Genomic DNA, 19617 nt, shown 5'->3' with positions numbered 1-19617 from the left:
ACTATTGCCCTTTTGGATACAGGGCGTTGATTTCTGCCTGGGTCGCAGCGTCAAATTTCTCGACGGGCACCTCGAAAATGACGCCGTCTGCAGCACGCTTGAATCGGGCGATGGTCGCACTGGCAAAGCCTTCCAGGCTGGCGCTCAGCACCCGGCCATCCGCGCTTTTCCAGTCCTTCACAGCAGTTGGCAATGCGGCCGCCGTTGAGACGGGGGCAGGGGAGGGGGTCTCTGCCGGAGTCATCTCCGCCGTGGCGACAGGAGGAGTGCTGGCGGGTGCGGTGGGTTCTGGAGTCTTTTCAACTGCGGCGGAAGCAGTCGGGCGCTGGTTTGATGCTCCGGCAGACTTGGGTTCTTTGACTTCAAAGTAACGGAACAGGACATCCTTGGAGCTTGCACCTTTGTGAACCTGTGGCGCGGTGGTTTCATCGGCTGCTCCAGTACCAGTAAGGACGCGGTCATAGAGAGCGATTCCCCGGACACCCACGGCCACTTCTTCGGGCTTGTCAGGGAGCGTTGCCAGACAATGCTGTGCTACCCCCCAAGCCGCTTCTCCCATGAATTCCTTGGCTTCGTCCGTGTACTTCCGCAACTCTGGTACGTGGACGAGAAAGACACAGGTGTCTCCTGCAAGGTGACAGAAGGTGATGAACTCTCCGCCCGACAGAGACACGGAGCGTTTTTTGGAGGGTTCGATGCCAACGTCACGCAGTGACTTGAGTTTGGCAGAGAACTCCGCAGCCAGCTTCTCTGCCTCCGGCGAGTTGCCGTGGGCCACTCCGTCGTTGTTCGTCGTGATCTTTCGATTGGCGGATTCGAAGCGGGCTTCCTCCGCGCTGTTCGACGAGTCGGCAGAATCAAATCCATCTTTCGGAGCGAACAGAGCACCCACCGAGATAAACGCTGCCCCGATCATCCCGAGCACCGCCCAGGGGAATGCCGGGATGAAAAAGAACGTGTGTCGCTTGCGGTACACCGCCGGGCGACCTGTGGCTGGATCAATGTATGGGTTATCGACAGTCTTTCCGATGGTCTTGGCGTAGAGCATGACACACAGGGCCGAGGCCCAAGCACCGCCGACCGGCACCCAAGCCAGTGACAGATTCATCATGGCTACCGCGGCCGATGTAGCAATAAAACCAACGAAAAAGCCAATGACTGCAAAGACGGGTATGAGGATGCCGTGACCACTGAAGAAGATCATGAGAAGAAGAGGTGGGGGAATGGATCAGCACAAAGGGTCAACCATCTGACCTCGGTGCTGCACCATGCATACCCGCGCCAGCCCCCTAATGGCAAGTCGCTTTTTTATCGAACCTTGAGGGAAATGGCTTGAGGGAGTTTTTCTCTAGAATAAACAGGGATCGAGCCCGATGGGCCATCCATCATGGGGCCAGCACCCCTGTTGAAAGCACCCCGACCCCGTCGTTTGCTGCGGGAACAATGCCGAGTGTGGCGCAGATCAGAGAGTACACCTCCGTATTGGCAAATTCCGGTACAGAGACGCCGCGGCGATAGGATGGCCCCCAAGCGATAAAGGTGGCTCCCATAGAGGGCAACTCTGGTGGAAAGCCATGCGTCGCTTTTAGGAAGGTGCGCCTTTCTTCCTCGGTTCGGACTGGTTTCCGAACGATGCTCCAGCCCTCATCCGCCACCAGGACCACGGGCGGAATTCTTCGATGGCCCGTGAAGTGCCAGCGCGCAGGCATATCACTGGCCAGGTAGGCTTTGAATCGGGCCTCCGGGTGGTTCAACTTTGCGACGAGCTCCTCCGGAGTCCCTTCCCTGGGACGCAGACCCGACACTGCGCCGGTGGAGTCCACTTCGACCGTCTTGATATCGATGAGAGCCGCAAGGTTGATGACGCGGTCCGGACTGACTTCCGTCATTCCGTGATCGGCCACGCAGATGAGATGCACCTTATCCTCAAGGCCCAATTGGTGGATGCCTGTCAGCAATTTCCCCAAAGCCTGGTCCACCATCTTCACAGCTTCCGCCGTCTCCGGTGCATTCGGGCCGTATTTGTGGCCTGCTGAGTCGGCTTCGTGGAAATAAAGGGTCACCAGGCGGGGACGCTCGGCATCTGGACGTCCCAGCCAGTCCAGCACGGTCGCGACTCGCTTTTCTGCGGTGACGCTGCCGTCATAGTCGCGCCAGTCGTGAGGACGGCGGCCCAGGATTTCAGCTTCAGAGCCAGGCCAGAACATACAGGCGGAACGGACGCCCTGCCGCTCCGCGGTGATCCAGACGGGCTCGCCTCCCCACCACCGTCCCTCCTTGACCGCCGGGCTGCCCAAGGAGAATTTGGCGTCGAACTCCGGGTCATACATGCTATTGCCCACGATGCCGTGCCGGGCAGGACGGAGCCCCGTGACCAAGGTGTAGAGATTGGGGAAAGTAAGGGAGGGAAAGCTGGGTATCATCCGGGGTGTGGTCACGCCCTCGCCAGCCAGCTTGTTGAGCAGGGGCGGTTGGAATTTCTGCAGGTAGTCGGATCGAAATCCGTCAAGCCCCACCACAATCACGATGCGTTTGTTCTCAGGTTTGGGCAGCAATCCCCAGGCATAGATTCCCAGCGCAACGAGCGCCGTGGCGGCCAGGAGGAAGATCAGAACACGTCGGGCGGACATTGGCTATTTGCTGGGCGGGTAGTCGGTGGCAAACCACAAGTTAACCCCTGCGGCCGACACTTCAAATGGCAGCACGAAACGGCGACGTCACCTGGACAGGCGCGATCATTGCCAGCTCTGGCCAAGATGGTCTTTCCAAGTGGCAGGGGCACCGTCTTGTGACGCCATTGGTCAGTGTTCCTGGCTGAGTCTGGATTGCTGACGGAGGAGCATTGATCACAGCAACCCATCGTAGGCTATGGGCCGGGACTCACCAGCTCACCAAATTGTCTGCCCAGGTGGCAGGGTCTTGGTCGGGCCCCGCGGAGTAAACCAGAACGCGTGCACGAATCTGTTTCAACTGACCGTCGCGGGGATCTGGATTGGGAGTCGTCCCATCCCCATCAAGGTCCATGACCAGAAAGAAAGTAGTGCCATTGGAGTCCACGGTCCTTATCGTCGCTGCATTGCTCTGGTCGAGGCCTGCCTTGCCAGTTCTGGCATTGGGTGGATTGTAAAAGGGGATCTTGCGTGGGTTGAGCGGGCTTTCGGCACCCAGGATTGCGACGACCATTTCTCCCTCGGCAGGGACCGAGACCGTTTCCGTGAAGGCACCGGGATCAGAGATGGGGAAATGTCCGTACTCCTTGAAATAGTTCTCCATCCCCGTGGCGAGGGATTTCATCGCAGCCTGTTCTCGGATGGCAGAGCCGCTGGCGAGGAAGGTGGCGGCCACAATGGCGAGGACGAGGATGATCAGAACGCTGCCAGCAGCCACCCACAAGAGCGGCCGCACAATGCGCAATCGGCTGCTCTTGGGCGGGCGATCAGGCTTCAGTGCCTCGTCCCTAAAGGTATCGGATAGATCCATTTCGAAAATTGCACCACGAAATGCGCCTGCCGTCAATGCGTTCCAGAGCACGCACGCTTACCAATTGGCCAGGTTGTCCTTCCAGGTCTTGGCATTCCCATCCGCCCCCAAGCTGTAGATAAGAATCGAGGCAGGCAGAAGCTTCTTGTCAGCCGGAGCAGAGGGGTCCGGATTCGGGATCTTGCCGTCGCCGTCCAGATCAAACAGCACCTGAAACGGGCGTCCGTACTGATCGGTGAGCCTGACCTGCCCTTGGGAGTCAGTGTAGAGTCCTCCGCGCTGCGTCGGCGCTGATGGAAGGGTCAGATACGCGGTGCCACGGGGGTTCAGGTCACCGGTCTGCCCTGTCAGTGCCCCCAGCCACATTCCCTGCGTAGGGTGAGCCTCGGTCTCGTCCTTCCAGGTGGGTTCCACCGGCAACTGGAACTGCTCCAGCCGATAGGCATTGACTGCCAGGTCCAGGGCTTTCATGGAGGACCGGTCGATCGGGGCCTCCAACTGCTTCGCCAGCATCGTTCGGGAGACGGGGGGAACCACCACCTTTGCCAAAACGACGACGATGGTGATGAGCAGCAGCCACTTCATGGTGCCCAGCGAGGCCCGCCGGGTGCCTTGAGGACGGCGACTGGGGATGCTGCGTCTGGGAGTGCGGGACATTCTTCCTGTGACTACTCTTCGTCCAAGGCCATCTCCACGCGTAGGGAGCGCACCATATCCAGCGGGTTCGCCGCCCTCATGAGCGTCTCACCTACCAGGAGGGCATTGGCACCAGCGATGGCCAGACGGGCCGCATCGTCCACGGTCTTGATCCCGCTCTCGCTCACCAGAATGACGTCGTCCGGCACTTCTTCAGCAAGCGCTTCTGTCGTGGCGAGGTCCACCGTAAAGCTCTTCAAGTTCCGGTTGTTGATCCCGAGGATCCGCACATCGGTTGCCAGAGCCCGTTCCAATTCCGGGAGATCATGCACTTCCATCAAAACGTCCAGCTGGCAGCCGTGGGCAACCTCCAGAAGGTGCTCCAGCGTGGGCTGATCCAGGGCTGCGACGATGAGGAGGATGGCGTCAGCCCCCGCAACGACGGCCTCGTGAATCTGCACCTCGTGAATGATGAAATCCTTCCGCAGGACCGGAATGCTTACTTCCTGACGGATGGTGGTCATGTACTCCAGGCGGCCTTGGAAGTACTTTTCGTCAGTCAGGACGGAGAGGGCGTTGGCACCACCCTTTTCATAGGTGCGGGCAATCGTCAGGTAGTCGAAGTTGGGCTGAATGACTCCCGCAGAGGGGCTGGCCTTCTTGACCTCGGCGATCAATCCCAGGCGGGTAGGGTCGGCTCGAAGCGCGTCGTAAAGGGACCGGAAATCATCGCGACCCGCGGCGGCGTGGCGCAGCTTTTCGGCCCGGGGCAGCAGGCGTTCCACTTCCTTGTGCTTGGTGGCAATGATCTCGTCGAGCTTGTTCATGAAAAGGGGACCTCTGTATGAAGAGGGGGGACAGTCAACCTGCCCTGCCTGAGGGGGACTTGCAAGCAGGAGAGTCACGGTGATCCATCAATCAAACGCACTCCTTCGCCCTCCGCGACAATGATCTACAAAACCAAAACATTTTTAGCACTTTCAGCTTGAAACGATTCTGGTTCTCGCCACACTAACAGTCCGCAACGCAATTGCGGGTGTAGCTCAGTGGTAGAGCACTTCCTTGCCAAGGAAGATGTCGCGCGTTCGAATCGCGTCACCCGCTCCATGCGCAGATCATTGACTGCTGCTCATGGTTTTTCTGAGGTGCTCTTGAAGGCCCAACTACAGCATGTAGGCTCTTGCGAATAAGCAGCCCTGCAACGCCGACGGGGCAAAAATAGTTCCAACATTCGTCGCACGGGTTTGTCCACTTCTGCCCATGATAAAAGGCGACCCACTGGATCAAAACACCCTTGAGACCATTCTAAATCGGTTCGATGTGACCACGCCCGCAGCGCCCACTTTGGAGGCGCTGACGACGGTGTACGGCGCTTGGTGCAAAAAGGTACCGTTCGACAATGTCCTGAAGCTGCGGCATGTCCGGGCCGGTGATCTCTCCGCTCTGCCCGGGAGCGAGGCCAAAAAATTCTGGGAGGCCTGGCTACGCTATGGGACTGGCGGCACCTGCTGGTCCAGCGCTGGGGCACTGCAATCGCTTCTGCAAGCATTGGGTTTCGATGCCATCCGCGGGGTGGCGACCATGATGGCTGCACCTGAGTTGCCCCCCAATCATGGCACAGTGATCGTGATCGTGGAGGGTACCCGTTTTCTGCTGGATTCCGCCCTGCTGCACGTGCAACCTTTACCACTGAGGGCAGAAGGCGCTGCCCAAGTGGAGCATCCTGCGTGGGGTTGCCGGTCAGTGTGGGACGACGGGCGCTGGCACATTCATTGGCGGCCTGTGCATCAACCTCAGGGTCTGGTGTGCCGATTGGAATCCTGGGGGGCGACAGAGGGGGAGTTTCGAGAACGGTACGATGGCACTCGGCGCTGGAGCCCCTTCAACTACAGCGTTTACATCCGCAAGAATCGGGGGGAGGAGGTCATCGGTCTGGCCTTCGGCAACAAGGTTACGCTGCACGCGGACGGCAGCGTGTCCGAGCAGGCAATCCGGGATGCCCACCACAGGAATCAAATACTCGTGGAGGAGTTCGGCCTTGCGGAAGAGGTGGTGAACGATCTTCCAGAGGACCAACCGCTGCCACCGCCTCCGGGCTCGAGGTCCGCCCAGGTGGAGGAGAACGAGCTCAGCCCCGCCTGAGCAGACCAGCGTGGTGCGGTGAGGAGTGAAGATTGACCCCGAGCATGGCCTATGCCCGGGGTGGCAGTTCATGGCATCCAGGGCATCATTCACACCGCCTCGCAACTGCCGTCGATGTGGGGGCGCACCTCCATCGCACCTCCCGCCTTGAGGCCTGGAAATTTTGCGGCAATCTCCAGCACCTCATCAAGGCTTTCGCACTCCAGTGTATCAAATCCACCGAGCACTTCTTTCGTCTCGGCAAAGGGGCCATCCGTCATGATGACTTTCCCATCCTGCATGCGAAAGGTGCGGGCGGTCGAGCCGGGCTGTAAAGCGGAGCCACGAGGGCTCTTGCCGGCCTTGACCAGTTCTTCGTGCCATTGGCCACATTCTTTGTGGATTTGATTCTGTTCATCCTTGGACAGGGCGTAGAACTTCTTTTCATCGAGGTAGATCAGGCAGGTGTATTGCATGGTGTATGTGGTTTGAATTCACCCCTTGGTCGATTGTGGCAGCCAGCTTTCGACGTCCATGCTGACATTTTTCAGCATGAAGACAAGAAGCCACGCTGGCTGATGCCGCTGAGCTCGTGGCGAACAATCCCATTGCAAGATCCGCCAGGCGAACGCAGGGTTTTCTCATGTCCCCAAAATTTCAGACAAAGTTTCATCGGCTATACGGAGCGCGATGGTTCGCCACCTTCTTGTTCGCGTCTTTCAGTCTCCCGTTTCCAGCTGGTCTCACGGCAGCTTCTCCAGATGTTGTTGCGGCCAAGGGGCGATTTGACAAGGCCGATCAAGACCTGAATGCGGCCTGGGTGACGGCAAAGGCCCAGCTCGGCGAGGAGCGGATGAAACATGTCTCGACAGTGCAGCGGCAGTGGGTGGTCTATCGGGATATCCAGGCAGATGCGGCCCAGGAGAAGGCTGGCGGCAAGACAAGGTCCTCCGCTTGGTATGAGAAAGCGGCTTTCCTCAGCTCAGATCGCGCAGCGTGGTTGCAAAGAGTCATCAAGAATGAAAGGGAGCCGGTGACCGGAGTCTGGATTGACGGACAGGGCGGTACGCTTGAAGTCGTGGAGAAGAACGGCCAGCTCTTTTTTGATCTCAACACCGTAAGAGGCCCAGGATTTGACTTGGGGGTGATCGCGGGCACGGCCTCGTGGAATGCACCTCTGGGCTGGTTCAGTGACAAGGGGCGGGACCCGGAAAAGAAGGACGAGTCCAATCTGGCCTTCATCTACAAAGACCTCTATCTGGAAGTCATTTCGGCCAACGCTGAGCACTACCACGGCCGGAGAGCCTATCTGGACGGGCGTTATTTCAAAGTGGCTTCACTGGATCCGGAGACGCAGTCGCTCGTCTTGAAGGCCGGTCAGTCCGGCAAGTCCCAAGCCGTGCCGGACTGATTCGAACCATCGCTCGATGAAATGAAAAAGCCGGCAGAGAGCGTCTGCCGGCTTTTTGCATTTTGAGGCTGGAACGCGCGTTCCTATTTCTTCTTGGACACTCCCGTGACCAGGGTGGTCCACTTGCCGTCCGCTCCCTGCATGCTGGACGTGAAGGTGCGTTCGCTGTCGCTTTTGAATTCGGTAACTTCCTGGAACTTGAACAGTTTGCCCGGCTCCATGGGGCAGGGGCCTTCCGATTCAAGGGTGAGCTTGTTGCCAGAGGCGTCAACGGAGCCGCTGTACCTCCAGAGGTAGCCATTCATGGAGTCCACCCAAGTTCCAGAATATTTCTTGGCATCGGCATCGTAACCCAGCGTGAGATTGAAAAGGAAGGGTTGCCCCATCATTTCGCTCTTACCCTCGCTGACGATCCAAAAGCCTCCGAGCGACTTCACCGTTTCCGTACCCTGTGCCTTCAACGGCGGTTTGCCAGGTTCCATGTGGATGGAGGTTTCTGTAGTCCAGTTGCCGACAAACCTTTGAAGCCATTCGTGCTCCCTGGTGGGCTTGGGCATCTGAGGTGTCTCTTGAGCCGGAAGGTGAAGGGAAAGCGCGGCGAGAAGGACGGCCGCCAGCGTGGAGCGAGTGAAGCTTTTCATGGAAGGTTGGTAGTTGGAGGAGGCTATGGAGGCGTGTGCTTCCGGATCATGCAGTGACCAGATTGCTGAACCCGCCGTAGTACATGCGGGTGTAGTCAAAAGGACAGGTTGACGGGGCCATCATCTCGGCCATGCGGGGATCTGCCATGACCTTGACATTCACAGCGTCCCGATGCTCACGGGATTCATAGGTGATCCAGGCGAAGACCACGGTTTCGTTTTCACTGGCACTCACGGCTTTAGGGAACGGCATCTGACCTTCGACCTGCAGGTCGTCGCCGATCCATTCCCGATATTCCAGGGCACCGCAGTCTTTCCAGATCTGCCCCGCTTTTGAGGAGATGGCGCGGTACTCTTCCACTTTGTCCTTGGGGAGAGGTAGCAGAAATCCGTCTGTGTATTGGCTCATGGTTGGGTGGGTGGTCTGAGTTTTGTTTCTTGTCTGTGGGTAAGATTCTGATCAGTCGCTGAGTGCCTGGTGAGTGCTGGTCCAGAAGTCAGAGAAGATGGCGGGAGGCTCGGGCGAATCCATCATCCCCTGGTTTCTTTGGGGTCGATGTACTCCGAGGTGCCCAGACCCCCAATCCCAACCGAAGCGGCCAGGCGTGACGGATGAGGAAGTGAAAAATCAAGGTTGCGGCGCTTTTGCGGCAGCTTCTGACACCCGCTTTAGGTCGGCCAGGCCTTTTTCAAAGTCGCCTCCGATCATTTTGTCCATGTTCATCACCAGACCAAAGGCTTTGGACATGAGGTTCTTCTCACCGAGCATGGTCCAGTCCACGGCGGTCTTGCTTCCCTCGGACTTAAATGTGAACTCTGCCGTATTGGTGGCGGCGAAGGGCTTGATGAACTCCAGTTTGATCTTTACCAGTTCTCCCGGGCGGCTTTCCAGGATGGTCATACGGCCTTCACCCACCTGATTGTTGCCCACCCAGGCGTAGCTGGATCCGGTGCCAGAAGCAGGTCCTTCGAAGGTATGCTTCATCTGGGGATCCAGTTTGGCCCAAGGCGACCAAGCCTCCCATTTGTGGAAGTCGTTTACCTGGTCAAACACAGTGGTGGAGGGTGCCTCAATGGTCGTGGCACGAGTGATGCTGAAGTCCTTGGGCTGAAACGCAGCCGCAACGAAAAAGATGCCGACGATGAGAACGAGAGCGAGGATGATTTTGGTAAACATGGGCGGATGTTTGAGCAGCGCGTTGTGAGCGAGAGTGCGACCGATGGGCTGATGTTCCCGGGAGGATTACAGGACTTGAAGTGATCGGCTGTCACCCACTATTTGGGTGTGTGTGGGGAGAGAATGTTTTTTGGGAGGACGCAACCGTAGCCAAAATGTTTTCGCCACTTTGGCTACGGTCGAAAGCGCCATCCTACTGGAGACGTTTTGCCTCGAACTTCATGAGAGTCGTCCAGGAGCCGTCTTCCTCCTGGATCGACGAGGTGAAGATCTTGTGATCGGCGGATTTGAACTCGGTCACGTCCTGAAATCGGGAGAGGGGAGCGTCGCGGAATGGGAAGGGGCCTTCCGTCTCCATGGTGAGCTTGTTGCCAGTATCGTCCACCGTGCCCTCGGCAAGCCAGCGATAGCCGCTCATGGAGTCCACCACGGTGGCGATGTACTTTTCCTTCTCCTGGTCGTAGCCGACGGTGACAAGCTGGGTGTAAGGCATCTCTGGGTTGTCACTTTCAATTACGGTGTGGGCCCAGAAGCCGCCGATGGAGCGGACGGTTTCAATACCGCTGAGTTGCATGGCGGGCTGGCCAGGCATGCAGTTGGCTTCTCCTTTGGAGGACCATGTGCCCACCAGGCGGTCCAGCCACTGGTGTTGTCTGGAAGGTGGGTTCATGTCTCCACAGGCTTGGGTGGGTGCTTCGGCTTCGAGGGTGGCGTTTTGGCTCATGGTAGTATGGGTTGGGTGGTCTGTAGTTTGGTTTTTCGGTTCTGGGGTGAGGGGTTTTGAAATGGAGTCGCGTCACGCTTGTCATGGTCCCTTCCTTCCAGGCCACGACGAACGGGCGGTCGTCCACAGGACAAATCCGCTAAAGTTTTCTACAAAACCGTCTCTGCTGCGCTCAATGAAGGCGGCTCGACAAGCTACGAGGCAAAATAGCCACCCTGGTCCTGCTGCCAGATCTGATAGCCATCGAGCTCTTCCTCGGTGACGGTGGACTGCTGGAAGGCCACGGGGCCCTGCGCCAGAAAAGCTTTGGTCGTGAAAGGGAGGTGCCCTATCCCCAAGGCCTGCCCGGGGCCCTCCGAGTCCAGGATCAAGGTGGAAACGTCAATCCTCTCTGGTGGGCTGGGCCAACAATTAGAATAGAGGCGGATGTGCACCCCATGGTCATCCACCATGAGAATCTTGGCAGCTTGATAATATTCTGCGCCCCTTATTGCGCAGATCGAGCCACGCTCGAACAAGGGCAGGGGAGTCAGGAGCAGAGTCCGGAGTCTTTCCAACTCCCCGGACAGGAATGTCCATTCCCACACGGGTATGGTGGGGTTGATCACCAGTCCAAAATTTGGCTCAGCAAGAAAGATCACCTCAAAGATCGAGACCGCCAGCGGGCGGTGGGGGAGACCTGCGGATGCGACAGTTGCTGCTGCTCGGGAGAGCGAGGTGAAGACCGCGATGAAGGTGTGGCCATCGGGCCCCTCAGTCGTCAAGGCTTCCTCCATGCCGACATCTTCGGGAACAAGGGCAAAAACAAAATGGGAGGTCCACGAGAGTAGAACCTCGGAGAACGAGGTGTTGCTCAGTTCGGAGCGATAGAGCGCGTGAGCTGTCTCGATGGCGTTTTCGGGGGCCTCGCCTCGAAAGCGGGAGTCAGTCGCGGAGTCAGAGGGGGTGGCCATAGAAAGGGGGGGATATGTTCCAGTTCCCAAGGGCGGTGCAGAAGTCAATCCGGTTTTTGCAAGGCGTCATGTGATAGTGGCAGATGGGGGCAAGGTTTTGTGCTCCCGGAAAAGGTCGGATCAGATCGGAAAAACTTAACTGACTCAAACAAAATTCCTCTTGCACACTTCGGATTTCATGCTTGTTTTCAGGCTCCACACATTGCCGTGAACCACCGCCGCCAAGTAGGCGGAGACAGTTTCAACCATGAGCCAAACCGCAACCAACGAAATCAAGTCCTTCCAGCTTCACGAGAAGGACACCGGCAGCGCAGACGTGCAGATCGCTCGTCTTACTGACCGCATCAACCACCTGACGCAGCACCTCGCCACGAACTCCAAGGACCACTCGTCCCGTCGCGGCCTGCTCCAGATGGTTGCCCGCCGCCGCAAGCTTCTTGACTATCTCAAGGTCACTGAAGAGGGGCGCTACGCCAGTCTGCTGAAGGCGCTCAAATTGCGCCGCTAAAGTTTTTGCCGAAAGGCGGGGCTCCAAAGGTCTCGCCTTTCTGCTTTCAGGATCGCAGACCCTACGTCTGTACGGGCACCGGGAGCTGTTTCCCGAGCGGCCCTTTTCCTGTTTTTAGCATCAGCATTCGCATCCAAACGGGTTGGACGGATGCCAACCCGCCCGCGTTACCGGGCACTTGCCTCCCCATCAATTCAGGCAGGCGTCACTCATGTCTCCGTCAACCGGAGCAGATTGAACCATCGCCCGGGCGCAATCCGACCTAAAACGTTAATCTTAAAGATTTTAGACCATGTCTATTCACACTATCACAGCCGCGCTTCCCAACGGCGACATCACGTTCGAAACCGGCAAACTGGCGAAACTCGCTGACGGTGCCGTAACCGTCCGTCAGGGTGACACCATCGTCATCGTGACCGCTGTGTCCGCTACCAAGGTCAAGGAAGGCCAGGACTTCTTCCCGCTTTCCGTCGAATACAAGGAAAAGGCAGCAGCAGCCGGCAAATTCCCCGGTGGCTACTTCAAGCGTGAAGGCCGTCCTACCGAGAAGGAAATCCTCACCTGCCGCATGACGGACCGCCCACTGCGTCCGCTTTTCCCGAAGGGCTACTACTACGACACCCAGATCGTCGCCCTCCTGCTGAGCGCAGACGGCGAGAATGATGCTGACATCATCAGCATCAACGGCGCTTCCGCCGCCCTTTGCGTGTCCGACATTCCTTTCGCAGGCCCCGTGGGTGCCGTGCGGGTGGGTCGTGTGAACGGCCAGTTCGTGTTGAACCCCACTCACAGCCAGCGCGCCAAGAGCGATCTTGACCTTGTGTACGTGGGGAACAAGAGCGAGGTCATCATGATTGAAGGTGCCGCCAATGAGTTGCCCGAAGCCGAGTTCATCAAGGCACTCGCTTTCGCCCAGGAACACGTGCAGGTGCTCGTGGCTGTGCAGGAAGAGCTCCGCGCCAAGGCTGGCAAGGTGAAGCGCGAAGTGCCTCTCATGCTGGTGAAGGACGAACTCCTTGAGATCGCCTACGAAGTCGCAGGCAGCCGTATCGAGGGTGCCATCTATCGCCCCAGCAAGGTCGAGCGCAGCAAAGCCGTGGGAGCCTTGCGTGATGAAGTGGAAGCCGCCATCAAGGCCCGCTATCCCGAGTCCGGCAATTTTGAAATCAGCCAGGCGTTCGACTACCTTCAGAAGAAGGCTTTCCGCGTGGCCATCCTGGACAAGCAGACCCGCGCCGACGGTCGTGGGATCGACCAGCTCCGCCCCCTCAGCGGCGAGACCGGCCTCATTCCCCGGTCCCATGGCTCGGCCCTCTTCGCCCGTGGCGAAACCCAGGCGCTCGCGCTGGCCACTCTGGCCCCGCTCGACGAAGCCCAGGAAATGGACAACTACGCCGGTGGCGAAACCACCAAGCGCTTCATCCTTCACTACAACTTCCCTCCCTTTAGCGTGGGTGAAACCGGCCGTTTCGGCGGGCAGAATCGTCGCGAAATCGGTCACGGCGCACTCGCCGAGCGCTCCGTGGAGCCGGTGGTCCCTTCCTCCGAAGACTTCCCGTACGCCATGCGCGTGTCCAGCGAAGTGATGGAATCCAACGGTTCCACCTCCATGGCCAGCGTTTGCTCTGGTGTGATGGCCCTCCTCGACGCAGGGGTGCCTCTCAAGCGCCCCGTGGCCGGGATTTCCGTGGGCCTCGTCAGCGAGTACGACGCCAACAACCAGATGAGCCGCTACCTGACGATGCTCGACATCATCGGCAGCGAAGATCACTTTGGCGACATGGACTTCAAGCTTTGCGGTACCGAGCTGGGTGTCACCGGCTTCCAGCTTGACCTCAAGCTGCCAGGCATCCCGTTGAGCATCCTCAACGAAGCCATTGCCAAGGCGGTAACCGGCCGCACAAACATTCTCGAAGTGATGAAGAGCGCGATCGCTGCTCCCAAGTCCCTTAGCGAGTTCGCTCCCCGCATTGAGAAGACCAAGATCAACCCCGACAAAATCGGCGAACTCATTGGGCCTGGCGGCAAGAACATCAAGGCCATCCAGGCCGAGTCCGGTGCGGACATCAGCATCAATGACGACGGCACCGTCCTCATCTATGCCAGCTCCAAGGAAGCCCTTGAGCGTGCGCTTGAGCTCGTCAACAACACCGTGGGTGAAGTCGAAGTCGGCAAGAACTACACGGGCCGCGTGGTCAGCACGACCAACTTTGGTGCCTTCATGTCGCTCGGCGGCAAGAAGGACGGCCTGATTCACATCTCCGAACTCGCTGACTTCCGGGTCAACGTGGTGGAAGATGTGGTCAAGGTGGGTGACGTGGTCACCGCCAAGTGCATCGGTGTGGATGACAAGGGCCGCGTGAAGCTCAGCCGCAAGGCCGTGCTCAAGGAAAAAGACACCGCCGCCGTGGGCTAAGCCCCGGACCCCTGACAGTCATTTAAGCCTCAAGTCCTCCCTGGCGGGGACTTGGGGCTTCTTGGTTTTTACGGCCCATGGAGCTCAACGCCAGTTCCGATCACCATGTGCCACGCAGCGCTGCAACTGCTTGAAATGCAGCGCATTCTCGCCACCACTGTCCCGTTCCATCCCTCGCATGAATTCCACCTGGACCGCACGTCTCATCCTTCTCGTCTTCTGGGCTCTCATCTATTTGCCCGGATTAGGAGACCTGGAGATCAAAGGGGAGGAGTGGCGCCGCACGATCCCAGGTCGGAACATGCTGCAGAATGGCGACTGGCTGGTGCCCCGTTCAGGAGGGCTTCCCTATGTCCGCAAGCCACCGCTCATCAACTGGATCAGTGCGGTGAGCTTCAAGACCACTGGAGTGGTGAACGAATGGACGGCAAGACTCCCGAGTGTGCTGACGATTCTGGTGGCGAGCCTGGGCATGTTTGGGTTCTCCCGCCGCTGGATGGGGAACAAGGCAGCGCTGGTGGGCGGATTGTTCTTTCTGGCAAGCGTAGGGGTCATTGAGAAAGGCCGGATCGCGGAGATCGAAGTTTACTACATTGCCTTCACAGGGCTGGCCTTCACAGCGTGGATGGCGGGGTTCAAGGGCAAACTCAATCTGTGGGCGGCATGGTTGTGGGTGGGGCTTTTCCTGGGGCTGGCCATGCTGGCCAAGGGGCCCATGCATCTGCTCTTCTTTTACCTGCCGGTCGTCGGTGCCTGTTGGGCCAGCAGCCGCTGGAAACAATTGTTCAGCCTCCCGCATCTCGCAGGTCTGCTGCTGTTCTTTGCGATCACTCTCGCCTGGGCGCTCCCCTTCATATCCTCGTACGCCCAGCTTATGGGCATCCAGAAGATGGATGTGCTGAGCACCTGGGGAAATGAGGTCTCCAGCCGCGTGACGGGTGAGGAAAAGACCAGTGCCTCTGACTGGCTGATCCGTGGGCCCAAGGCACTGGTGATGTTCCTGCCATGGATCCTGCTGGTGCCGCTCTGGTGGCGCAAGGCTGCTTTGGAACGCGCCTTTGGGGATCTCGAATCACGCAAGACCTTTGACGGCCTGAAATGGGGCGTGGTCGCGGGCTTCGCTTTCATGATTCTTATTCCCAGCTCGAGCGCGCGCTATGTGGCGCCGCTGCTGGCACCGGTGCTCTTGATGATCGCCTGGGTGCTCGTTGAGGGAGGTGCCGAGGCTACCCAACGGCAGCGCACGGTTTGGCACTGGATCAATCGCGGTTTTTTTGTCCTGGCGATGGTGGCCATCGGCGTCGCCGCCATTCTCTATTGGCCGTCTTCACTCATTGCTGTGGCCGCGTGGGCGGCTGGCATCACTGTCCTTACGCAGGTGCTGCTGCGCCAGGTGAAACAAGAGGGGACGCTCGCGGTGGTGTCCTTGACACTCGTCACAGCGCTGGCCGCTGCCATGCTCATGGGTGCATTCGTCCGGATCGGCCACCACATCATGTCCCAACGGGAGGATGTGCGCTCTACGGCGCTCGCGATTCGGAAAGCGATGGGGGACACCTCCGAAGGACGCCTTCTGATCTTTCACCTGGGCCAGATGCCTTACCCATTCTATCTGCCTGAAACCTCGCTGGAGCTGGATACTTTGGAACAGGTTCCTCAAGATCAGCCTTTCCGCTGGATGCTCACCGGCACCAAGACGGACGAAGGTTTCCGTCCCTGGTTTGAACGTCGCTTCGGCCCGGCAGAGACCGTCGCGGAGTTTGAGCGCACGTGGGGTGATCAAGGCAAGCGGGGCGAGCGCATGGTGCTCATCCGCTTTGCCGGGCGCGATCAGGAGAAGCAAAAATGAGTCTGAGGAAGGTGTCCCCCACCTTCCCCATCGTCATCGTCTTGCGTGGTTTCACCCGATCCTCGCTTCACCGTCCCCCAGGAGTTTGCCAGGGACCATGTAGGAGCGGACATAGTCGGCTACGGCATCGTTCAGCGGGGTGATGGCGTCTTTGTAGCCGAGCTGGCGTAGCTTGCTGATGTCGGCACAGGTGTAGTACTGGTACTTCTCCCGCAGGTGGGCGGGAAGGTCGATGAACTCAATGTGTGGTGGGAGTTCCAGGGCGCGGAAGATGCCGGTGACGAGCTGTAGCCAAGTGTGCGCCAAGCCAGAGCCCAGGTTATAAAGTCCGCCGGAAAGGGGATGGTTGCCGAGGAAAAGGGTCATGGCCACGGCGTCCTTCACGTAGAGGAAGTCCCGCATTTGTTCACCATCCTTAAAGTCGGGGCGGTGACTCTTGAAGAGCTGCACCTTGCCGTTGGTGAGGATCTGGTCGAACGCCTTGTTCACCACGGAGCGCATGTCGCCTTTGTGGTTTTCATTGGGGCCGTACACGTTGAAATACTTCAGACCCACGACCCGCTTGGCGATGCCCGCACGCTGAGCGTAGAGGTCGAAGAGGTGTTTCGAGTACCCGTACATGTTAAGCGGGCGAAGCACAGAGATGTCCTGCATTTTGTCATCCATGCCGTGAGCACCGTCCCCGTAGGTGGCCGCAGAGGAGGCGTACACAAACTTCGCCCCGGTCGCGATGGCCCAGTGGGCCAGCACCTTGGTGTACTCGAAGTTGTTCTTCATCAGGTGGTTCGCGTCCCGCTCCGTCGTGGCAGAGTTCGCCCCCAGATGATAGATCACATCGAACTTGCCCAGCGACTCTGGGCGGTTCGCGACCGCCTCCAGCAGGTCCGCTGCATCCAGATAGTCAGCATATTTTAGAGCCACCAGGTTTTTCCATTTTTCATCCGTGCCCAGTGAATCTGTGACAACAATGTTCTCCTCCCCCCTCTGGTTAAGAGCCCAGACAAGTGCGGAACCGATGAAGCCGGCACCGCCGGTGACGAGAATACGGGAGGATGGCATGGAAGGGGAGGAGGAAAGAGGAGACGCTGCGCTGGTTGAGACGGTGCCGCCGGAGGCGGCACCTGTTGAGACACGTTGTTGGTTGAGACGCTACGCTGGTTTGTCAGAGCGGGAGAGTTGGGACTTGCGGAGATTGTGAATGCGAGCTGACAACATAAAGGTAGCGCTGCGAATACGTGCCTGATCTTCTTCGCTGATCAAGCCGAGATCAGCGCTGACTGCAACAAGGCAACCCACTTCCATGAGGGAACTGTACGCAAGTTGAGAAAAATGCGCTTGGTCTTTGGCACTGGTGCGGGCGGTTCCTTCAGCCAGGTTGCATGCTACGGAAACGCTCGCTCGATTCAGTTGCGAAACCAGACCGAATGCCTCGGTCTTCGGGAAGGTTCGAGTTAGTCTATAGATCTCTGTGATCAAGCTTCGTGAGTCCTGCCAGACGCCAAGCTTTTCAAAAGGGAACTGTTTGCGATGAACGTTCTCATTCATGATCCAGCGAAGCGTCTCAACCAACGACGTGTCTCAACAGGTGCCGCCTCCGGCGGCACCGTCTCAACCAGCGCAGCGTCTAAACTACCTCAAACGTCCATGCCAAAGTACTCATGCGCATTCGCATAGCAGATGCGCTTGATCATGGTGCCGACGAGGTCGTAGTCGTCGGGGACGAGGCCGTTTTCGACGTCGCGGCCGACGAGGTTGCACAGAATTCGGCGGAAGTACTCGTGGCGGGGTGGGGAGAGGAAGCTGCGGGAGTCGGTCAGCATGCCCACGGAGCGGCTGAGGAGGCCGGTGGAACTGAGGGAGTTGATCTGCCATTCCATGCCTTCCATCGTGTCCAGGAACCACCAGCCGGAGCCAAACTGCATCCTTCCGGCGATCCCCTGGTCGTTGCCTTGGTAGTTGCCGACGATCGTGGCGAAGACGTAGTTGTCCTTCGGGTTCAGGTTGTACAACACGACCTTGGGCAGGTGGCCGCGCTGTTCCAGGGTATCGAGGTAAAACTTGAGCCCGGCAGCGTGCACTGGGTCGTCGATGGAATCGCAACCGATGTCGCGCCCAAGCTGGTTGAAAAGGCGCGTGTTCGTGTTGCGCAGAGCCCCGAGGTGGAGCTGCTTGGTCCAGCCTTTTTCCGCATCGAGCTGGCCGAAGTAGAGCATCAGATAGGAACGGAAGCGGATGACATCGCTGGCGGTGAGAGCCTGATTGGCGCGGGCCTTGTCGAAGATAGCCTTGGCTTCGGCGTCCGTCGCCGTCTCTGTGTCCATCGCCGTGAGTCCGTGATCGCTGAGACGACCACCTACGGAGTGGAAGAAGTCGTGTCGTTTGCGGAGGCCGGTCAGGAAGGAGTCAAGCGTATCACAGGCCTCGCCGCTCACTTCAGCGAGCTTGTTGGTCCACGTATTCCAGGCGTTCAAATCTTCCAACCGCATGCCAGCGTCGGGGCGGAAGGTTGGATAAGCCTTTACAGGGAAACTCGAGAGTTTGGCCACTTCCAAGTGATGTTCCAGAGAGTCCGTCGGATCATCGGTGGAGCACACCACGCGTACATTCGAGCGGGTGAGGAGGTTCCGGCACGAGAACTCGGGCGTCGCCAGTTGCTCATTGCAACGGTTCCAGATGGACTCTGCGGTGGCCTCGCTCAGGAGTTCGTCCACGCCGAAGAACCGCTTGAGCTCCAGGGCGGTCCAGTGATAAAGGGGATTCCGGAGCGTGTTGGGAACCGTTTTGGCAAATGCGAGGAACTTCTCTTTCCAAGGAGCCTGGCCCGTGACGTGGGTTTCAGGCACTCCGTTGGCGCGCATAGCCCGCCATTTATAGTGGTCACCTCCCAGCCAGATGTGAGCGAGACTCTCGAAGCGCTGGTCACGCGCGATCTCGTCCACCGGCAGATGGGTATGGTAGTCGTAGATCGGCTCGTTCTCAGCAAACTCATGATACAGTCGGCGCGCTGCCTTGGTCGTCAGGAGGAAGTCGTCATGGATGAATGCCATGTCCCGACCTAACGCGTCAGAAGGGGCACCTCAAGCAGGAAGTGCATGAGATGCCCAGGCTCCGCGCCTGCAAGGGCCTGCCGGAGCGGGTCAATTCATCCGGTCTTCACACCAGACATAGGCAGGTGAGAAAACGGCTCCAATCTCTGCGTTTTCCAGGTCGTGCCCTGCTGTGGCTGTGAACCAGGCTTCTCCCGGGGAGTGGACCGAAGGGTAGAGCCATTCTTCATCCCCAATGATCAATCGGGGGATGAGCGCCAAGCCGGTATTTTCCACCTCCCAGCGGAGCACCAATGGATACGGAGCGATGCTCGATGGCCAAAGGGAGGGGTCAAGCCACCCAATCAGTCCGGAGTTGTTGGCGGTGTCGGTGATTTCACCGGTGGCTAAATTGATGCGGATGCCAAACTCCACAGGAAACTCGCCGCCATCACTCCGCAGGGCGAACAAAAGGGTGGGGTGGGGAGCTGGGTTGGTGGTGGCGATCTGGAATCCGAAAGTGTTCGTGCGGCGACCGACTCGAACCGTACCGAACCCCTTGGTAAGGAAGGACGAGTAGTTCTCCGTGGCGAGTTCGAAAGAGCACACTCTCATTTTGTTGGCGGCTGAAAATTTTTCTTAGGGGTCGATTTCTCCGGATCATTAACTATAATT

The 19617-nt window shown here is 58.5% G+C and carries 20 protein-coding genes and 1 tRNA gene; 6 read left to right on the top strand and 15 right to left on the bottom strand.

What is annotated here, in order from left to right; translation table 11 throughout:
* Position 1: 1 nt before the first annotated feature.
* The 5 genes from VSP_RS16715 to trpC all read right to left on the bottom strand — a co-directional run bounded on the left by VSP_RS16715 (position 2) and on the right by trpC (position 4943).
* Complete coding sequence (locus tag VSP_RS16715; protein ID WP_009962098.1) at positions 2-1204, bottom strand: hypothetical protein; 1203 nt, start codon at positions 1202-1204, stop codon at positions 2-4.
* 181 nt (positions 1205-1385) lie between these two features.
* Entirely contained in the window at positions 1386-2630 is a 1245-nt protein-coding gene (locus VSP_RS35865; protein WP_009962097.1) for an alkaline phosphatase family protein, read from the bottom strand.
* A gap of 250 nt (positions 2631-2880) precedes the next feature.
* On the bottom strand, positions 2881-3480 hold the full coding sequence (locus VSP_RS16705) for a hypothetical protein (RefSeq protein ID WP_009962096.1): 600 nt from the start codon (positions 3478-3480) through the stop codon (positions 2881-2883).
* Between the two features lie 57 nt (positions 3481-3537).
* Complete coding sequence (locus VSP_RS16700; RefSeq protein WP_009962095.1) at positions 3538-4137, bottom strand: hypothetical protein; 600 nt, start codon at positions 4135-4137, stop codon at positions 3538-3540.
* 11 nt (positions 4138-4148) lie between these two features.
* Positions 4149-4943: an indole-3-glycerol phosphate synthase TrpC gene (gene trpC, locus VSP_RS16695; protein ID WP_009962094.1), complete on the bottom strand. Its 795-nt coding sequence runs from the start codon at positions 4941-4943 to the stop codon at positions 4149-4151.
* Between the two features lie 205 nt (positions 4944-5148).
* On the opposite strand from trpC, the gene VSP_RS16690 reads away from it, so the two are divergent.
* Together VSP_RS16690 and VSP_RS16685 are read left to right on the top strand one after the other, a co-directional pair.
* Positions 5149-5223, top strand: a tRNA-Gly gene (locus tag VSP_RS16690).
* A gap of 153 nt (positions 5224-5376) precedes the next feature.
* Positions 5377-6258: an arylamine N-acetyltransferase gene (locus tag VSP_RS16685; protein ID WP_009962093.1), complete on the top strand. Its 882-nt coding sequence runs from the start codon at positions 5377-5379 to the stop codon at positions 6256-6258.
* A gap of 89 nt (positions 6259-6347) precedes the next feature.
* Here VSP_RS16685 and VSP_RS16680 read toward each other — a convergent pair whose 3' ends face one another.
* The gene (locus tag VSP_RS16680; protein WP_009962092.1) at positions 6348-6713 is read right to left on the bottom strand and encodes a YciI family protein; all 366 of its coding nucleotides are present in this window, start codon (positions 6711-6713) and stop codon (positions 6348-6350) included.
* Positions 6714-6880: 167 nt separating this feature from the next.
* Here VSP_RS16680 and VSP_RS16675 point away from each other — a divergent pair, with 167 nt between their 5' ends.
* Entirely contained in the window at positions 6881-7648 is a 768-nt protein-coding gene (locus VSP_RS16675; protein WP_009962091.1) for a lysozyme inhibitor LprI family protein, read from the top strand.
* A gap of 83 nt (positions 7649-7731) precedes the next feature.
* Here the strand turns inward: VSP_RS16675 and VSP_RS16670 are convergent, their stop codons facing one another.
* From VSP_RS16670 to VSP_RS39580, 5 genes are all read right to left on the bottom strand, one after another.
* On the bottom strand, positions 7732-8289 hold the full coding sequence (locus tag VSP_RS16670) for a DUF1579 domain-containing protein (protein ID WP_009962089.1): 558 nt from the start codon (positions 8287-8289) through the stop codon (positions 7732-7734).
* Positions 8290-8335: 46 nt separating this feature from the next.
* Positions 8336-8698, bottom strand: coding sequence for a DUF1428 domain-containing protein (locus tag VSP_RS16665; protein ID WP_009962087.1), 363 nt, complete (start codon positions 8696-8698; stop codon positions 8336-8338).
* A gap of 219 nt (positions 8699-8917) precedes the next feature.
* On the bottom strand, positions 8918-9466 hold the full coding sequence (locus tag VSP_RS16660) for an SRPBCC family protein (protein WP_009962085.1): 549 nt from the start codon (positions 9464-9466) through the stop codon (positions 8918-8920).
* Positions 9467-9659: 193 nt separating this feature from the next.
* A complete protein-coding gene (locus tag VSP_RS35860; RefSeq protein WP_009962084.1) occupies positions 9660-10190 on the bottom strand; it encodes a DUF1579 domain-containing protein in 531 nt (176 codons plus the stop codon).
* A 194-nt stretch (positions 10191-10384) separates the two neighbouring features.
* Positions 10385-11143: an SseB family protein gene (locus VSP_RS39580; RefSeq protein ID WP_009962083.1), complete on the bottom strand. Its 759-nt coding sequence runs from the start codon at positions 11141-11143 to the stop codon at positions 10385-10387.
* Positions 11144-11390: 247 nt separating this feature from the next.
* On the opposite strand from VSP_RS39580, the gene rpsO reads away from it, so the two are divergent.
* The 3 genes from rpsO to VSP_RS16635 all read left to right on the top strand — a co-directional run bounded on the left by rpsO (position 11391) and on the right by VSP_RS16635 (position 15916).
* On the top strand, positions 11391-11651 hold the full coding sequence (gene rpsO / locus VSP_RS16645) for a 30S ribosomal protein S15 (protein ID WP_009962082.1): 261 nt from the start codon (positions 11391-11393) through the stop codon (positions 11649-11651).
* 292 nt (positions 11652-11943) lie between these two features.
* Positions 11944-14067, top strand: a complete 2124-nt coding sequence (locus VSP_RS16640; RefSeq protein ID WP_009962080.1) for a polyribonucleotide nucleotidyltransferase — start codon at positions 11944-11946, stop codon at positions 14065-14067.
* A gap of 178 nt (positions 14068-14245) precedes the next feature.
* Positions 14246-15916 (top strand): ArnT family glycosyltransferase, encoded by a 1671-nt coding sequence (locus tag VSP_RS16635; protein ID WP_009962076.1) that lies wholly within the window; start codon positions 14246-14248, stop codon positions 15914-15916.
* 51 nt (positions 15917-15967) lie between these two features.
* Here VSP_RS16635 and rfaD read toward each other — a convergent pair whose 3' ends face one another.
* The 4 genes from rfaD to VSP_RS16615 all read right to left on the bottom strand — a co-directional run bounded on the left by rfaD (position 15968) and on the right by VSP_RS16615 (position 19557).
* Positions 15968-16975, bottom strand: coding sequence for an ADP-glyceromanno-heptose 6-epimerase (gene rfaD, locus VSP_RS16630; protein ID WP_009962075.1), 1008 nt, complete (start codon positions 16973-16975; stop codon positions 15968-15970).
* 90 nt (positions 16976-17065) lie between these two features.
* Positions 17066-17461 carry a four helix bundle protein gene (locus VSP_RS16625; RefSeq protein ID WP_009962074.1) on the bottom strand — a complete coding sequence of 132 codons (396 nt, stop codon included), beginning with the start codon at positions 17459-17461 and terminating at the stop codon, positions 17066-17068.
* Between the two features lie 89 nt (positions 17462-17550).
* Entirely contained in the window at positions 17551-18963 is a 1413-nt protein-coding gene (gene uxaC / locus VSP_RS16620; protein WP_009962073.1) for a glucuronate isomerase, read from the bottom strand.
* 90 nt (positions 18964-19053) lie between these two features.
* Positions 19054-19557, bottom strand: a complete 504-nt coding sequence (locus tag VSP_RS16615; protein WP_009962072.1) for a hypothetical protein — start codon at positions 19555-19557, stop codon at positions 19054-19056.
* Between the last annotated feature and the right edge of the window lie 60 nt (positions 19558-19617).

This window comes from Verrucomicrobium spinosum DSM 4136 = JCM 18804 (assembly GCF_000172155.1).
GTDB classification, from domain to species: domain Bacteria; phylum Verrucomicrobiota; class Verrucomicrobiia; order Verrucomicrobiales; family Verrucomicrobiaceae; genus Verrucomicrobium; species Verrucomicrobium spinosum.
This window is presented reverse-complemented; position numbering and strand designations above follow the sequence as displayed.

Coding starts and splice junctions, on each gene's coding strand:
- VSP_RS16715 (WP_009962098.1), bottom strand. CDS start 1,204: ATGATCTTCTTCAGTGGTCACGGCATCCTCATACCCGTCTTTGCAGTC.
- VSP_RS35865 (WP_009962097.1), bottom strand. CDS start 2,630: ATGTCCGCCCGACGTGTTCTGATCTTCCTCCTGGCCGCCACGGCGCTC.
- VSP_RS16705 (WP_009962096.1), bottom strand. CDS start 3,480: ATGGATCTATCCGATACCTTTAGGGACGAGGCACTGAAGCCTGATCGC.
- VSP_RS16700 (WP_009962095.1), bottom strand. CDS start 4,137: ATGTCCCGCACTCCCAGACGCAGCATCCCCAGTCGCCGTCCTCAAGGC.
- trpC (WP_009962094.1), bottom strand. CDS start 4,943: ATGAACAAGCTCGACGAGATCATTGCCACCAAGCACAAGGAAGTGGAA.
- VSP_RS16685 (WP_009962093.1), top strand. CDS start 5,377: ATGATAAAAGGCGACCCACTGGATCAAAACACCCTTGAGACCATTCTA.
- VSP_RS16680 (WP_009962092.1), bottom strand. CDS start 6,713: ATGCAATACACCTGCCTGATCTACCTCGATGAAAAGAAGTTCTACGCC.
- VSP_RS16675 (WP_009962091.1), top strand. CDS start 6,881: ATGTCCCCAAAATTTCAGACAAAGTTTCATCGGCTATACGGAGCGCGA.
- VSP_RS16670 (WP_009962089.1), bottom strand. CDS start 8,289: ATGAAAAGCTTCACTCGCTCCACGCTGGCGGCCGTCCTTCTCGCCGCG.
- VSP_RS16665 (WP_009962087.1), bottom strand. CDS start 8,698: ATGAGCCAATACACAGACGGATTTCTGCTACCTCTCCCCAAGGACAAA.
- VSP_RS16660 (WP_009962085.1), bottom strand. CDS start 9,466: ATGTTTACCAAAATCATCCTCGCTCTCGTTCTCATCGTCGGCATCTTT.
- VSP_RS35860 (WP_009962084.1), bottom strand. CDS start 10,190: ATGAGCCAAAACGCCACCCTCGAAGCCGAAGCACCCACCCAAGCCTGT.
- VSP_RS39580 (WP_009962083.1), bottom strand. CDS start 11,143: ATGGCCACCCCCTCTGACTCCGCGACTGACTCCCGCTTTCGAGGCGAG.
- rpsO (WP_009962082.1), top strand. CDS start 11,391: ATGAGCCAAACCGCAACCAACGAAATCAAGTCCTTCCAGCTTCACGAG.
- VSP_RS16640 (WP_009962080.1), top strand. CDS start 11,944: ATGTCTATTCACACTATCACAGCCGCGCTTCCCAACGGCGACATCACG.
- VSP_RS16635 (WP_009962076.1), top strand. CDS start 14,246: ATGAATTCCACCTGGACCGCACGTCTCATCCTTCTCGTCTTCTGGGCT.
- rfaD (WP_009962075.1), bottom strand. CDS start 16,975: ATGCCATCCTCCCGTATTCTCGTCACCGGCGGTGCCGGCTTCATCGGT.
- VSP_RS16625 (WP_009962074.1), bottom strand. CDS start 17,461: ATGAATGAGAACGTTCATCGCAAACAGTTCCCTTTTGAAAAGCTTGGC.
- uxaC (WP_009962073.1), bottom strand. CDS start 18,963: ATGGCATTCATCCATGACGACTTCCTCCTGACGACCAAGGCAGCGCGC.
- VSP_RS16615 (WP_009962072.1), bottom strand. CDS start 19,557: ATGAGAGTGTGCTCTTTCGAACTCGCCACGGAGAACTACTCGTCCTTC.